Source organism: Ensifer adhaerens (assembly GCF_001270265.1).
Lineage (GTDB): Bacteria > Pseudomonadota > Alphaproteobacteria > Rhizobiales > Rhizobiaceae > Ensifer > Ensifer adhaerens_B.
In genome coordinates, this window is the sequence record NZ_LGAP01000002.1 from 370,001 (window position 1) to 385,075 (window position 15,075).

Genomic DNA, 15,075 nt, shown 5'->3' on the forward strand with positions numbered 1-15,075 from the left:
CAGTGTCCTTGAGTAAGGCGGGACACGTGAAATCCTGTCTGAACATGGGGAGACCACTCTCCAAGCCTAAGTACTCGTGCATGACCGATAGCGAACAAGTACCGTGAGGGAAAGGTGAAAAGCACCCCGACAAGGGGAGTGAAATAGAACCTGAAACCGGATGCCTACAAACAGTCGGAGCCCGCAAGGGTGACGGCGTACCTTTTGTATAATGGGTCAACGACTTAGTGTGACGAGCAAGCTTAAGCCGATAGGTGAAGGCGCAGCGAAAGCGAGTCTGAACAGGGCGTTCAGTTCGTCGCATTAGACCCGAAACCGAGTGATCTAGCCATGAGCAGGTTGAAGGTTGGGTAACACCAACTGGAGGACCGAACCCGCATCTGTTGCAATAGATTGGGATGACTTGTGGCTAGGGGTGAAAGGCCAATCAAACTCGGAAATAGCTGGTTCTCCGCGAAAACTATTTAGGTAGTGCGTCGACCGAATACCCTCGGGGGTAGAGCACTGGATGGGCTATGGGGACTCACCGTCTTACTGATCCTAACCAAACTCCGAATACCGAGGAGTACTAGTCGGCAGACACACGGCGGGTGCTAACGTCCGTCGTGAAGAGGGCAACAACCCTGACCTCCAGCTAAGGTCCCCAAGTCATGGCTAAGTGGGAAAGGATGTGAGGATCCCAAAACAACCAGGATGTTGGCTTAGAAGCAGCCATCATTTAAAGAAAGCGTAACAGCTCACTGGTCTAATTAAGGGTCTTTGCGCCGAAAATGTAACGGGGCTAAAGCCATGCACCGAAGCTGAGGATTGTACATTCTTTGAATGTGCAGTGGTAGCGGAGCGTTCCGTAAGCCTGTGAAGGGATACCTGTGAGGGGTCCTGGAGGTATCGGAAGTGCGAATGTTGACATGAGTAACGATAAAGAGGGTGAGAGACCCTCTCGCCGAAAGACCAAGGGTTCCTGCTTAAAGTTAATCTGAGCAGGGTTAGCCGGCCCCTAAGACGAGGCGGACACGCGTAGTCGATGGGAACCACGTTAATATTCGTGGGCCTGGTGGTAGTGACGGATTGCTTAACTTGTTCAGACTTATTGGATTGTCTGGGCGGGGACGCGGTTCCAGGAAATAGCTCCACCGTATAGACCGTACCCGAAACCGACACAGGTGGTCAGGTAGAGTATACCAAGGCGCTTGAGAGAACTATGCTGAAGGAACTCGGCAAATTGCACGCGTAACTTCGGAAGAAGCGTGACCCTTTTTGACGCAAGTCAGAAAGGGTGGCACAGACCAGGGGGTAGCGACTGTTTATCAAAAACACAGGGCTCTGCGAAGTCGCAAGACGACGTATAGGGTCTGACGCCTGCCCGGTGCTGGAAGGTTAAGAGGAGGGGTGCAAGCTCTGAATCGAAGCCCCAGTAAACGGCGGCCGTAACTATAACGGTCCTAAGGTAGCGAAATTCCTTGTCGGGTAAGTTCCGACCTGCACGAATGGCGTAACGACTTCCCCGCTGTCTCCAGCATAGACTCAGTGAAATTGAATTCCCCGTGAAGATGCGGGGTTCCTGCGGTCAGACGGAAAGACCCCGTGCACCTTTACTATAGCTTTACACTGGCATTCGTGTCGGCATGTGTAGGATAGGTGGTAGGCTTTGAAGCAGGGACGCCAGTTCTTGTGGAGCCATCCTTGAAATACCACCCTTATCGTCATGGATGTCTAACCGCGGTCCGTTATCCGGATCCGGGACAGTGTATGGTGGGTAGTTTGACTGGGGCGGTCGCCTCCGAAAGAGTAACGGAGGCGCGCGATGGTGGGCTCAGACCGGTCGGAAATCGGTCGTCGAGTGCAATGGCATAAGCCCGCCTGACTGCGAGACTGACAAGTCGAGCAGAGACGAAAGTCGGTCATAGTGATCCGGTGGTCCCGCGTGGAAGGGCCATCGCTCAACGGATAAAAGGTACGCCGGGGATAACAGGCTGATGACCCCCAAGAGTCCATATCGACGGGGTTGTTTGGCACCTCGATGTCGGCTCATCGCATCCTGGGGCTGGAGCAGGTCCCAAGGGTTTGGCTGTTCGCCAATTAAAGCGGTACGTGAGCTGGGTTCAGAACGTCGTGAGACAGTTCGGTCCCTATCTGCCGTGGGTGTAGGAATATTGACAGGATCTGTCCCTAGTACGAGAGGACCGGGATGGACATATCTCTGGTGGACCTGTTGTCCTGCCAAGGGCATAGCAGGGTAGCTATATATGGAATGGATAACCGCTGAAGGCATCTAAGCGGGAAACCAACCTGAAAACGAGTATTCCCTTGAGAACCGTGGAAGACGACCACGTTGATAGGCTGGGTGTGGAAGTGCGGCAACGCATGAAGCTTACCAGTACTAATCGTTCGATTGGCTTGATCGTTCCCATTGCTTGTGTTCATCGAAGATGAACGACGTGTTCAAATCAAAACGAGTTGGCTTGACCAACTCACCAGCTTCTCATTCGGTTTGCGCTAAGCTAAGCGCAAATCTTGCGCTTTGCCGACCTGGTGGTTCTGGCGGGGTGGCTGCACCCGTTCCCATTCCGAACACGGCCGTGAAACGCCCCAGCGCCGATGGTACTTCGTCTTAAGACGCGGGAGAGTAGGTCGCTGCCAGGTCTGCAAAACGCAAGATAAAAAAACCGAAACGCCGCTCCCCTTCGAGGCATTGCCGAGAAGGATAAAGTAGCGGCGATACAAAGATCTTCTTCTCGACACACGCTCGGCCCAGCCGAAACGCAAGGGCCGCCACCAAGCGGCCCTTTTGCTTAGTTAAGCTGAGAACGTCCCTTACGCGAGACAAATTGCTCCGCAATTTGCTCGGCACAGACCGCAAATCCATCGGATTTGCGTTACCGCGATAAACCGGATAGCGGTTTACGCTTGGCGCGGGGTGGAGCAGCCCGGTAGCTCGTCAGGCTCATAACCTGAAGGCCGCAGGTTCAAATCCTGCCCCCGCAACCAAATCAAAAAGCCCGCGAGACAGAAATGTCCGCGGGCTTTTGGCGTTCTAACAACAATGCGGACGAAGGACACGCGCGCTTGAAACCAAGCAGGCGTGCGATAATGGGCAAGCCCATCGCAGATGGCCCCGGCGTGCCGGACAGACTCAGCTCCCAGGCTTCACGTTCTCCGGGTCGGAAAAGCGGCATGTAACCGACCCCGGCGACCTCGAAAGGGTAGGTCTCGCCGACATGCTACACCGAAAGCTTGCGGCCCTCCCGGACATGCGACCAGGGCCAGACCACGAAGCATCTGCTGGGTGGCACACGAGGAACGTCGCCAAAATCCAGTTGCAAATATCGCCATGCGAGCGACACGCGTTGCATCATTGTCTCGATGAACAACGCGAGTTTCACTACTCAAGATATGTTACAACCGACCAATTTTGAAAATTCAATCAAAATAAGCTTTGTTATTCAATTTGTTAGCGCAATTGGTCCAATCGGATTAATCCCCATTTTCTCATGACATGATGCATGTTCGGGCCTAGTATGCGCCCCTTAGAGGTTGCAAACATCCTGGGGGTCGACTCGTGTCCATCAGTTCAGGAACGGTGCGCCGCAAAGGGCGCAATGCACCGACCGGCATCGTCATCGAACCGCACACGCTTGCCCGCACCGCCATCGTCACGCTTCTCGAGCGCGAACTTGCGGGGTGGAGCTTCATCGATATGATCTCGACCGCGAGCCTCGACAGGGCTCTGGGCATGGACGTGCGCCTGATCACGCTTGATCTGGCGGGGAGGGGCGTCCGAAGCGGTAGCCTGCTGGCCGACCTTGCCGCCGTTGCAGCTCGCTTTCCCGAGGCGCCGATCGCTTTGTTGTCGGATACAGACGACCGCTCGATAGCGGCGCAGGCGCTCCAGATGGGCATCCGCGGTTTCTTCACCACGTCGCTGCCGATCGAAATCGCTCTTGCCGGTCTGCGACTCGTGCTTGCGGGGGGCGTGTTCTGTCCGCATCCGCTGGGTGCGTTCGCTGACGATGCGGCACTGCATGTGGTGCCGGATGACACGCCACGTGAGCCCAGGCGGCCGCGCGCCGACGATCTGATTCTGGCCGACTTCACGCCACGGGAAGCCGACGTGCTGGCCGAGTTGCAATGCGGCTCGTCCAACAAGGTCATCGCCGGCAAGCTTAATCTGTCGGGCCACACGGTGAAAATGCATCTCCAGCATATCATGCGCAAGCTTCAGGTGCAGAACCGCACGGAGGTCGTCGCGCGACTGGGTGGCAGGCCATCGCCTGGCAATGGAGCGGCGGTCACGTAGCCGCCGTCATTTCGAGGTTTTCTCCAACATCTCGCTTAGTGTCGCGGCTGTTAGCATGGCTTCGGCAAGCAGCTTCTTCAGCTTTTGGTTCTCCTGCTCGAGCGCCCGTATGCGTTTGACGTCGAAACCGACGGTTCGAAGCTGCGAGGATTGCCAGCGGTAGAAGGTCGGTTCGCTGATGCCATAGCGTTGGCAGACCTCCACCACCGTCGCGCCAGCTTGATGCTCCCTGAGGATGTCCATGATCTCATCGTCATCGAATTTTCGCTTGCCCATCATGGTATCCTTCGGTGGAACCAAGCCAGGGATGCAAGGGGCATCGGGCATCAATGGAGCACGAACCTCCATTCGCATCGCGCACAGAGCAGCCGGCTACAGCATGTTTCAGTCCTCACGAAATGCTCTGTTGAAACTATCCAGCAGCGGTCGCAGCGCATAGAGGGCAACGCTGTTGCGTCCGGTCTCGATCAGCGTTTGGGCCGGCATGCCGGGCACAAGCTCGACTTCGCTCATCGTCTCCAGCCGCTCGTCGACCACATGGATCGTTGCGGCATAGTAGGATTGCCCGGTTTGCTTGTCGACCAGACGGTCTGCCGAAACATATTCGACCCTACCCTTCAAAAGCGGTACCCGGCGCTGGTTGTAAGGCAGCAGATGGACCTGCGCCTCAAGGCCCGGATGCACGAGATTGATGTCCTCAGGCCGCACCCGGGCCGAGACGATCAGGCGGCCCTTGCGCGGGACGAGGTCGACGAGCGGCTCGCCGGCGCCGATGACGCCGCCGTTGGTATGGATCCGCAAATCCATGATCACGCCGTCTTCAGGCGCCCTGATCTCGGTTCTGGCAAGCTGATCATCGATCGCGCGCAACCTTTCGCTCAGTTGCAGGATCTGCGTTTCCGTTTCGCGCATGGTCTGCGCGACTTCGTTTAGCCGGTCGCTTCGAAGTTTGACGAGATAGGCCTGGGCTTCGCTGATCACCTGGTAGGCACGGGAAATCTGGGCGGCGATTTCGCCCAGCCGCCCGCTGATATCAGCCTTTTCCCGTTGCAGGTTGAGGACACGGCTTTTCTTCTCAAGCCCCTTGGCAGTCAACGTCGTGACGCTCTCAAGCTCCTGTCTGGAGATTTCGACCCTTTCGCTCAGTGCTGCCTTCTGGGCGGCAAGGCCGACGACTTCCTGCTGAACCTGCTTCATTCTTTCTTGGGTGATCGCAATCTCGGACAGCATGACCTGGCGACGGGTCTCGAAAATCCGCTGCTGCCCGGTGACGATCGCCTTGACCGAGGGGTTGTTGACCATGACAGCCAGCATCTCGGTCGGGTAGCTTATGTTGTCGGCATCATCCTGCTCGGCCAGCAGGCGCGCGCGCCTGGCCTCTGCGTCCCAGAGCTGTCCTTGGAGGCTGTCCCGTTCCGAGCGGAATTTGGTGTCGTCCAGTTCGATCAGGACCTGGCCGGAGGTGACGGCGTCGCCGTTCTTGACATGGATCTGCCGGATGATCCCGCCTTCCAGATGTTGAATGGTCTTGCGGCTGGCTTCCGGCTCGACGACGCCGGAGGCGATTGCCGCACTGCTGAGCGGCGCCAACGCCGACCACGTGCCAAGGCCGATGACGAAGAAGCCGATCAGGAGATTGCCGGTCCAAGCGACGGAGCGCAGCCTGGACAGAGGCGAGGCGGCTGCGAGCTCGATCGGGTTGATGCCGTCCTGCGGCGGCGAATAGGTCAGCAGCTTTCCGAACGGGCCTTGCGCCTTTGCGAGGCGATTGACCGCGTTCGGGGAGTTTGTGACCCGTGCGGGAGGCGGTTCGATCTGGACGAGGTGCATGGCGTCGTCCCCCTCACGTTCCGGTTCGCGCCGGAGGCTGAAGATGGGTTTCGAAGATCTGCTCACTGTCTCCGAAGGCGTCGACCGTGCCGTTGCGCAGGATGGCGATCTTGTTGGTGACGGGCAGAATTCCCATCCGGTGGGTTATGACGACGACGATCATGCCGCGGGATCTCATCCGCGAGATGGCGGTGAACAGCTTGCGTTCGCCGTCATAGTCCAGGCTCGAGTTCGGATCGTCAAGCACGACCAGGGACGGATTGCCGTAGGCGGCGCGCGCCAGCCCAAGCTGCTGGCGCTGCGCCCGCAGGAGCAGGCCGCCGCCTTCGCCGATATCGGTGTCGTAGCCCTTGGGCAGGCGCATAATCGTTTCGTGCAGCCCGACGAGCTTGGCTGCCTCGATCGCCTTGCCGGGATCCGCTCCGTCCAGCCGGCCGATGACGTCCTTGACGGCGCCGCCGAAGAGTTCGATGTCTTGTGGCAGATAGCCGACATGGCGCGTGCCCGCGCACAGGCGCAGGGCCGATATGTCGACTCCGCCCAGAAGCGCGCAGCCGCTTGTCGCCGGCTCGACACCGGCCATGATACGGCCAAGCGTCGACTTTCCCGATCCCGATGGCCCAATAAGGGCGACGCAATCGCCCGGCGCCAGCCGAAGCGTCACACCCTGCAATATCTGGCGATCGGCGAAGGGGAGCGTATAGCCGACGCCCTCGAGAACGAGACCGCTGGGTTCGGGGACCGGAACCATGCGTGCGCCACTGTCCGACGCGACGGCGATCAACATAGCATTGAGCCTGTTGAAGGAGTTGCGCGCAAAGGCGAAGGACCTCCAGGCGCCGATCGCCCCTTCAACAGGGGCGAGCCCGCGCCCGAGCAGCAAGCTTGCGACAAAGATGATGCCAGGACTGCTGTTTTCCTCAAGCACTAGCCAAGTGGCTGCACCCATCATCAGAATTTGCGTAAGCGTCCTGACGGATTTCGACAAGCCCAGAATGATCTCCGTGCGATGCATTGCGTTGTCTTGCGCCTTTCGTGCCGTCTCGGCGTCGCGGTAGACGATCTGTGCGGCACCATCCTGCATACCCATCGCGCGGATGACCTGGATGTATTTGAGGGCGCTGGAAAAGCGCGTGTAGCTGCGGGCCAAGGTAAGATTGGCGTGGGCCAGTGGCCGCCGCGTCGCCATCTCTGTCAAGATGGCAAGCAGAAGCAGGGTGAGCGCACTCAGAAGCCCGATGATGCCGAGCAGAGGATGAACGAGAAAGAGCAATAACAGGAAGACGGGCGCCCAGGGAATGTCGAAAAGCAGGGAACTGGCAGGCGAATCAAGGAACTGGCGCAGGATCGACAGGTCCTTGTAGCACTCGGTCGCGACACCCGCGTCGGTGCGCGCGCCATATTCGAAGGAAGCGGTGAGAACCACCGGCCGCAACCGATGATCAAGCCAACTGCCAATGCGTGAAAGGCCGGCGCGGCGCACGATATCCAGCAGCGACCCGACTACCACCGCGATCGCGATGATCAGCGTCAGCATCACCAGCGTATCGGCGCTGCGGCTCGACAGGACCCGATCGTAGATCTGCAGGAGATAGATGGACGGGGCGAGAAGAAAGAGGTTGTAGCCACAGCTATAGAGGAAGACCAAACCGAAGGCCCCGGCGCAGGCCCTAAGGGCCATGACCAGATGCGTCGGTTCGCGCTGCGAGGGTGTAGATTTCGCTGTCATTATCAGATCTCGGTGCAATCGATTCTGACAAGGCAAGTGTTTCGGCCAAGGCACGGGAAGATGAGGATCACCGGCCGAAACCAGCGATCCTCATGACTGACTTCACGTCCCGATATCGCTCAGATCGATGGTGCCGAAATCGTTACTGAAGTTGGCGAGCGCATTCGAAACCGTCGCGGTTTCGGTATTCGTTGATGTGCTCGTGTTGGTTTCGGTCCACGGATTCGTGTGCACCAGGGCCGACGATATGTCGCCACCTTGAGCGAAGTTGCCGTTGCCGCCGCCGCCGCCGACGCCGGCGAGAATGGTGGCGCTCTGATCGGCCAGGAACTGCGTGTTCTGCGTGGCTGTGGTGTCGGCTGCCACGGCCGCTACATTGCCGCCACTCGAGTTGCTCTGGTCGCCACTCGATGTGGGATTGCCGCCGGCGCCGCCCGCACCGCTATTGGTGAGGGCCGCAAAGACGGCGATCGGTACCTGAACAAGACCGCCGCCATCAGCGCTGCCCGTTCCCCAACCAGCGCTTTGCCACACATCGTCGCCGTTGTAGAGCTTGGTGTAGGCGCCTTCGACGGTCTGCGCGTTGGAGACATAGGCCACTGGGTTGTAGTGGATATCACCATAGTTGAAGCCGTCGCCGCCGTTGCCGGCACTCGCGTCGCCAGCATCGGAATTGCTGAGATTGATCGTGTCAGATGCTTGCGGAATAGGCATAGTGTTGCTCCTCTATGTATTTTACCCCGTGTTCTCGAGCGGTTTCGGTAGGATGCGACGTTGTCGCAGACGGGGTGCCCGCAGACAGATGGTGCGCGTGATCGTCTGCGCGAACCAGCCGGACATTCGGGGACGTTCTTTTGGGTGGGGTATGTATAGGTGCCGATCCGGCCACAGAAGGCTTCGCGCGCACGGGTTGGCAATCGCCACCAAGCCATATATGCGCCAGGAGAAGCCACCAAGGGCACAGCCGCGGATGTCAGCCGTCCACGAAGCTCAGGATATCGTCGACGAGGGCCGAGTGCGCGTCGGACAGATTGCCTTCGCCGCCAAGCCCGCCGATGCCACCGACCTGCAATGCGTGCTGGTCGTATAGGACGGTGTCGAGCTGTTGCGCATCCGCCGTGCCGCCGGCCGGAACGGCAATGTTGATCGGGTGGAAATAGCCGATACTGACATCGACCATGCTCCCGTTCGAATAGCCCGATCCGCCGCCGCCGGCCATCTGGCCGCCGGTGAAGATCGTGTCCGACGACAGGTTGAAGCCGCCGCCGGCGCCACCGATACCGGCGATCTGCACGCCGCCTTGATCGAAGATGGCGTTGTTGGTCTGGTGGGCTTGGGCGTCCCCGCCGGCAGCGCCAATTGCGATGTTGATCGGCGAAAAGACCGCGACGTTTACGTCGATCATGCTGCCGATGAAGGTGCCATCGCCGCCGTGTCCGGCGAAATTGTCGCCGGTGAAGGTGATGGATGCTCCGTGGTTGGCAGACGAGCCGCCGCCACCGGTAATGTTGTTGTCGCCACCCGAACCGCCGATGCCGCCGATCTGGGTCGCACCCTGCAGCATCGCTGCGTTGTTGGTCTGGGTGGCCGTGGCTGTCGATTCCGGTCCTGCTGCAACGGCGGTGTTCACCGGGGCAAACACGCCCACGTCCGTGCTGACGAGGCCGCCGATGAAGGTGCCGTTGCCGCCGCCGCCGGCATTGCCGCCACCGCTGCCGGCCATGTTGCCGTTGCCGCCATCTCCGCCCATGCCGGCCATTTCGGTCGCATGTTGGTTGATCAGGGCGTTGTTGCCCTGTTGGGCATCCGCCGCCGAGTGGGGGCCGGTGATGGCAGCGCTGGAGGGCATGAACACGGCCAGGGTATTGCTGCTGAGCGTGCCGATGCTCGTACCGTCGCCGCCGCTGCCGGCCGAATTACCATCCGGGTCAGGGACGAGCTCGAGGGGAAGCCAGGTGGGAACCAGCGCCAGGTGCCCGGCGGACGCGGTCGCGACCGTGTTCTGATTGGTGTTCGCGTTCGGCGCTTCTTCCGTCAAGGGACGAGTTTCCGTCATCGCCGTCTCTCCAATCCACCTTTCAGCACAGGCCCCGCGAATTCGCGCAGGACTTGGGTCCGAATTGAACGGCTATTCTGTAGCCAGATGCAGGAAAAGAAGAGCCTGCAATTCGTCTACATCCGTTTGGGCGTGACGCTAGCCGTTTGGCGGTAATATCGCAGGCCTGGGAGGCTGTTCGGTACAACCCAGAGAAGGCGTCCTCGCAGGGACGTCATTTGTGCATTGAAAGAGCGAGAGCTTACGCAGTAGTATCTGCGCACATTTAAGGTGGCCAAGTGGCTGCCGACACATCAGACCAACAGACAGGCAGATAGCGACCGACGCACCAGCAGATAAGACAGGTGACGCGAGAATGCGTCCGATCGGGAGGGGAAATGGCAGTCCTGAATGTCATCCGTTTGCATCGATCGATCTGCTTTCTGGCGACGGCGTGTCTGCTGATCCCGGAGCCCTATACCTACAATTTTCGTGCCTTTGCGCAGGAGCAAGCCGCTGCCGACCCGTCGGCGCAGCAGGCCGCGTCGGAACAACCGACACCGCTCAGCGAAGATGAACTTGAAGTTCTGGTCGCCCGCATCGCGCTTTATCCCGACGAGCTGATCGCGCTCATAGCGTCGGCGTCGCTCTTCCCGCTGCAGATCGTAGAGGCTGAGCGCTATCTCGAGAACCTCAAGAAGAACAAGGACCTGAAGCCCAAGGACAGTTGGGACGGCAGCATCATCTCGCTTCTGAACTATCCCGATCTGGTCAAGATGATGAGCGAGGATCTCGACTGGACGCAATCGCTGTCCGACGCCATGGCCTATCAGCAGAAGGATGTGCTGATCGCCATTCAGCAGCTTCGCGACAAGGCGGTCGCCTCGGGCGTGCTCAAGACCGACGACAAGATGAAGGTCGTTCAGGAGAACGACAACGTCATCATCCAGGCGGCGAACCCGGAGAAGATCTACATCCCGCAATACGAGCCTGAAATGCTCTATGTTCCGAATTATGCGATGGAGCCGCTGGACTACTATCCGGAGCCTTATCCGAACTATTACTATCCGATGGCGACCTTCTTTGCCGGTGCAGTGACCGGAGCGGTGTTCGGCGCCATTGTGGATTGGGACGATTGGGGTGTCTGGGGCGGGCGGTTTGACGGCGACATTGATGTCGACTGCAACCGCTGCTTCAACGACATCGATATCAACGGCAAGGTCAAGTTCAACGACATCGACTGGAAGAATGTCGACCGCAGCAAGATAAACATCGACAAGAACCAGTTCGCCAAGTTCGATCGCTCGAACATGAAGAGCAGGATCGAAGCCAACGGTGGCAACAACATCCGCGACAAGGCAAAGATTACGCGCAGCGACGCGAGCGCGAGCCTGCAACAGAAGGTCAAAACCGGGTCGTTCAAGGATCTGAAGGACGTTCGCAGCAACAAGATCGACGGTGCGAAGAACCGGGCGGCGAATGTCAGGCCGAATGCCGGGTCGGGCAACAGGCAGGCTGGGGCCGCCGCTGCAGCGAAGCGGCCCGGGAATGTCTCAAAACCCAGTGCCGGTTCTGGCGGCAAGATCAATCGGTCGGCGGGCAAGCCGCGTCCGGCAGGCAAAGCCGACAATCGTCAGCGCAAACCGTCAGGTCTGGGGGAGGTGCGTCCCGGCAAGGTGACGAAGGTTCAGTCGCGGCGCGGCGGCCAGGCCCTCGGTGGCGGCGTGCGCAGTGGGGGGGCGCCACATCGCTCAGTCAGTCGTGGCGGCGGCGGTGGCGGGCGGGCCATGGTCCGGCACGGCGGTGGCGGCGGACCTCGGCATGGTGGTGGACGTGGCGGCGGCGGACGTCGCCGGTGAACGCGCGAAACGGGAGAGTATGGCCATGACAAGATATCATCGTCAGCGCATGATTTTCCGTTCGGGAGTCGGGCTGTTCTTGCTCGGCCTGTCGGCGTTCTCTGGAAGTCCTTTGGCGGCAGAGAGCGAGCCGACAGAGCTTGCCGACTATGTGTCGCCGACGGATCCTCCCACCTTCGACGACCCTGACAAGGCGCTGGCTGCCTTCAAGGAAACGTTGAGCTCGAACGATTTGAGCAAACTCGCCGCGTTGCTTGGCCTTGATGCGGAAAAGCTGCTGGCGAGCGAAGGGGCGAAGAATACCTACGAGCAGATCAAGGAAGGCGCAGCCAAGAAGATTGTCCTGACGGACGAGGGCGAGAACAAGGTCATCGAACTCGGCGATCAGCTTTGGCCGTTGCCTTTCCCAATTGCCAAGGGTGAGAGCGGCAAATGGGCGTTTGATACCTATGCCGGGATCGAGGAGATCATCAATCGCCGCGTCGGCGAAAACGAGATCGAGGCGATCAATACGGTGCGAGCCTATGTGGACGCGCAGGAGGAATACACGCAGGAAGATCACGACGGCGATGGTGTGTTCGAATATGCGCAGAAGTTGATTTCGAGCGAAGGGCAGACGGATGGCCTGTATTGGCCCGCAGAACAGGGTGACGGTGACAGTCCCGCGGGAGACCTTTCACAAGCCCAACTGGACAAGGCCAAGGCGAATGAGGGCTATTATGGGTATCGCTTCAAGATCCTGACCCGACAGGGGGGCAATATCGCCGGCGGTGCCTATGATTACATCATCAACGGCAACATGATTGCCGGCTTCGGGCTGGTGGCCTGGCCGGTGAAGTACGGCGAAACCGGCGTCCACACCTTCGTCGTCAACCGAAACGGTATCGTCTATCAAGCGGATCTCGGCGCGGGCACGGATACGATGGCGCGCGATATCAAGCAGTTCAATCCCAACGACAACTGGACGATCACCGAGGATTGAGCGCCGTTGACCGCTGACGATAAGACAGAAGATGCCGCGGGACCGGCGGTGGCGACATCGCGGCGCCGTGATCCGTCGGCAAGCGAATATCTCGCCGCGCATGGTGGGCCGTTCTTCGAGCTGCAGCGACGGCTTGGGCTGCTTCACGAACATTCGCTGAAAACCGGCAGGCGGGCAGTGCTATTCATTGCGCTTGCCTGGCTCGTGCCGCTCCTGCTCGGGTTTCCGCGCAGCTTTCTCGCTGCGGATACGCCGGGCTCCTATCTCGGAGATCTCGGCGTGTGGGGGCGTTTCGTGGTGGGTATCGGCGCCTTTGTGCTTGCCGAGCAACAGGTCGAACGAGGATTGCGCATCAAGCTCGGGCAGTTCTTGAAAGCGCCACTGATTGCGCCTGGTTCCGTCGCCTCTTTCGGTGATGCCGTGACGAAGGCACTCGAACGACGCGACTCACGGATCGCGGAGGCCGTTTGCCTTGTCCTGGCCATTGCCGCCGCAGTGGTGGCTTTGGCCAATGCCCACACCGCGACCGTATCCTCCTGGGCGGTCGAGGTTTCGGCCGCAGGCAACCGTCTTACCGCAACCGGCTGGTGGGTGGTCTTCGTCAGCCAGCCGCTGTTCATTTTTCTGCTGTTGCGCGGGTTATGGCGGCACCTCGTCTGGGCGCAGCTTTTGCGCCGGATCGCACGGCTGGAACTCCGGCTGGTTGCAACCCATCCAGACGGAAATGGCGGGCTCGGCTTTCTGGCAGGCTATCCCAACGCCTATGTACTTTTCATCTTCGGCGTCAGCGCGGCGATTGGCGCAGCAATAGCCAAACATCTGCTGCAGGAAAGCCTGACGACCACCACTTTCAGCATGATCGCAACCGGTTGGCTGGTGATCGTGATTGCTCTCTTTGCCTATCCGCTCTCGGCCTTCTCGAAGCCGCTTGCGGAATTGAAGGAACGCAGCCTGTTGATGCTGGGCTCGCAGGCCACTCGCTATCAGCGTCTGAACGAGCGCAAGATCATCGGGACGAACGTGGCGGCGGCAAGTGCCGACGAGGCGCAACAGCAGGCCGACGACACCGCCGACCCGACAAAACAGTATGAGACGACGCGCAAGTTGTCGGCGATTCTGCTGAGCCGGACCGCGATCGTCCCCGTCGCGGCGGCTGCGCTGCTGCCGATCGCCGCCGCCGGGGCCACCATTCTTCCCTACAAGGAAGTGTTCTCGGTTCTCAAGAAACTACTGTTGCTCTGACCGGTTCCTGGCCGCGGCTTACGGTGCGGCACCGAAGAAGGTGAGGCGGCTGAAGAGCACATAGTGCGATTCCGATACCATCAGTGCGACGAAAACCAGCACCAGAAGCGGTGGCAGCAGGATGGCGTAGATCAACGCCAGGCGCTCCCAGGCCATATGCATGAAGACGGCGACGATGAGACCGGCCTTCAGCATCATGAAGATGAGGATCAGCGACCATCTGAGATAGCCCTGCAGGCCGACATAGTCGACCAGATAGGAACAGGCGCTGAGCACGAAGAGCAGGCCCCAGACGAGCAGGTAAAGACTGATCGGGTGCTGCTGGTGCTCTGTCACCGCGGTATGTGCAGGTACGTCAGTCATGGCCGTTCCTCACCACAGATAGAAGAATGCGAAGATGAAGACCCAGACGAGGTCGACGAAGTGCCAGTAGAGGCCGGTGATTTCGACGATCTCGTATTGGCCCTTGCGGCTGGTGAAAAAGCCGCGTTTGCCCGTTTCGAAGTCGCCGCGCCAGACCTTGCGCGCGATGATCAGCAGGAAGATGACGCCGATCGTCACGTGCGTTCCGTGGAAACCGGTGATCATGAAGAAGGTCGAGCCGAATTGGGCCGCACCCCATGGGTTGCCCCAGGGGCGCACGCCTTCGGAGATCAGCTTCGTCCATTCGAACGCCTGCATGCCGACGAAAGTGGCGCCGAACAGCGCGGTCAGAAGCATGAGCGCAGCCGTCTTGCGCCGGTCGCGGCGATAGCCGTAGTTGACCGCCATGGCCATGGTGCCGCTCGATGAAATCAGCACGAAGGTCATGATGGCGATCAGGATCAGGGGGACGTCCGAGCCGCCGATATGCAGCGCAAAGACCTCGCTCGGGTTCGGCCAGGGCACGGCGGTCGACATGCGCGCCGACATATAGGCGACGAGGAAGCAGCCGAAAATGAAGGTGTCGCTGAGCAGAAAGATCCACATCATGGCCTTTCCCCAGGAGACATTCTTGAAGGTGCGCTGATCCGATGCCCAATCGGCGGCAAAGCCGACCAGACCCGAGGGCCGGGGCAAGGGCTCTGTGACAGGAGAATGTGTCGGCGCGGACATGGGGCG

General features: G+C 59.6%; 11 protein-coding genes, 1 tRNA gene and 2 rRNA genes (1 of these 14 running past the window's edge). 7 read left to right on the top strand and 7 right to left on the bottom strand.

All coding sequences use genetic code 11. The features are described from left to right. The 4 genes from AC244_RS06545 to AC244_RS06560 all read left to right on the top strand — a co-directional run. Positions 1-2,405, top strand: a 23S ribosomal RNA gene (locus tag AC244_RS06545) (it extends 398 nt beyond the left edge of the window). Positions 2,406-2,528: 123 nt separating this feature from the next. After that, positions 2,529-2,643: ribosomal RNA gene (gene rrf, locus AC244_RS06550) — 5S ribosomal RNA — on the top strand. Between the two features lie 268 nt (positions 2,644-2,911). After that, positions 2,912-2,988, top strand: a tRNA-Met gene (locus tag AC244_RS06555). Between the two features lie 571 nt (positions 2,989-3,559). Continuing rightward, the gene (locus AC244_RS06560) at positions 3,560-4,297 is read left to right on the top strand and encodes a response regulator transcription factor (RefSeq protein ID WP_053247986.1); all 738 of its coding nucleotides are present in this window, start codon (positions 3,560-3,562) and stop codon (positions 4,295-4,297) included. A 6-nt stretch (positions 4,298-4,303) separates the two neighbouring features. Here the strand turns inward: AC244_RS06560 and AC244_RS06565 are convergent, their stop codons facing one another. From AC244_RS06565 to AC244_RS06585, 5 genes are all read right to left on the bottom strand, one after another. After that, a complete protein-coding gene (locus tag AC244_RS06565) occupies positions 4,304-4,573 on the bottom strand; it encodes a transposase (RefSeq protein ID WP_053248396.1) in 270 nt (89 codons plus the stop codon). A gap of 108 nt (positions 4,574-4,681) precedes the next feature. Then, positions 4,682-6,127, bottom strand: a complete 1,446-nt coding sequence (locus AC244_RS06570; RefSeq protein WP_053247987.1) for an HlyD family type I secretion periplasmic adaptor subunit — start codon at positions 6,125-6,127, stop codon at positions 4,682-4,684. Positions 6,128-6,140: 13 nt separating this feature from the next. Beyond that, positions 6,141-7,856 (bottom strand): type I secretion system permease/ATPase, encoded by a 1,716-nt coding sequence (locus tag AC244_RS06575; protein ID WP_053247988.1) that lies wholly within the window; start codon positions 7,854-7,856, stop codon positions 6,141-6,143. A gap of 102 nt (positions 7,857-7,958) precedes the next feature. Then, positions 7,959-8,570: a hypothetical protein gene (locus AC244_RS06580; RefSeq protein ID WP_053247989.1), complete on the bottom strand. Its 612-nt coding sequence runs from the start codon at positions 8,568-8,570 to the stop codon at positions 7,959-7,961. A 259-nt stretch (positions 8,571-8,829) separates the two neighbouring features. Beyond that, a complete protein-coding gene (locus AC244_RS06585; protein WP_053247990.1) occupies positions 8,830-9,912 on the bottom strand; it encodes a hypothetical protein in 1,083 nt (360 codons plus the stop codon). 377 nt (positions 9,913-10,289) lie between these two features. Here AC244_RS06585 and AC244_RS06590 point away from each other — a divergent pair, with 377 nt between their 5' ends. Genes AC244_RS06590 through AC244_RS06600 form a run of 3 tightly spaced genes read left to right on the top strand, consistent with a single transcriptional unit; the run spans position 10,290 to position 13,974 of the window. Beyond that, entirely contained in the window at positions 10,290-11,750 is a 1,461-nt protein-coding gene (locus AC244_RS06590; RefSeq protein WP_082366760.1) for a DUF3300 domain-containing protein, read from the top strand. 25 nt (positions 11,751-11,775) lie between these two features. Further along, a complete protein-coding gene (locus tag AC244_RS06595) occupies positions 11,776-12,732 on the top strand; it encodes a DUF2950 domain-containing protein (protein ID WP_053248398.1) in 957 nt (318 codons plus the stop codon). Between the two features lie 6 nt (positions 12,733-12,738). Beyond that, the gene (locus AC244_RS06600) at positions 12,739-13,974 is read left to right on the top strand and encodes a hypothetical protein (protein WP_053247991.1); all 1,236 of its coding nucleotides are present in this window, start codon (positions 12,739-12,741) and stop codon (positions 13,972-13,974) included. Between the two features lie 18 nt (positions 13,975-13,992). Here AC244_RS06600 and AC244_RS06605 read toward each other — a convergent pair whose 3' ends face one another. Together AC244_RS06605 and AC244_RS06610 are read right to left on the bottom strand one after the other, a co-directional pair. Further along, complete coding sequence (locus AC244_RS06605; RefSeq protein WP_053247992.1) at positions 13,993-14,337, bottom strand: cytochrome C oxidase subunit IV family protein; 345 nt, start codon at positions 14,335-14,337, stop codon at positions 13,993-13,995. 9 nt (positions 14,338-14,346) lie between these two features. After that, positions 14,347-15,069 (bottom strand): heme-copper oxidase subunit III family protein, encoded by a 723-nt coding sequence (locus tag AC244_RS06610; protein WP_053247993.1) that lies wholly within the window; start codon positions 15,067-15,069, stop codon positions 14,347-14,349. Positions 15,070-15,075 lie beyond the last annotated feature (6 nt).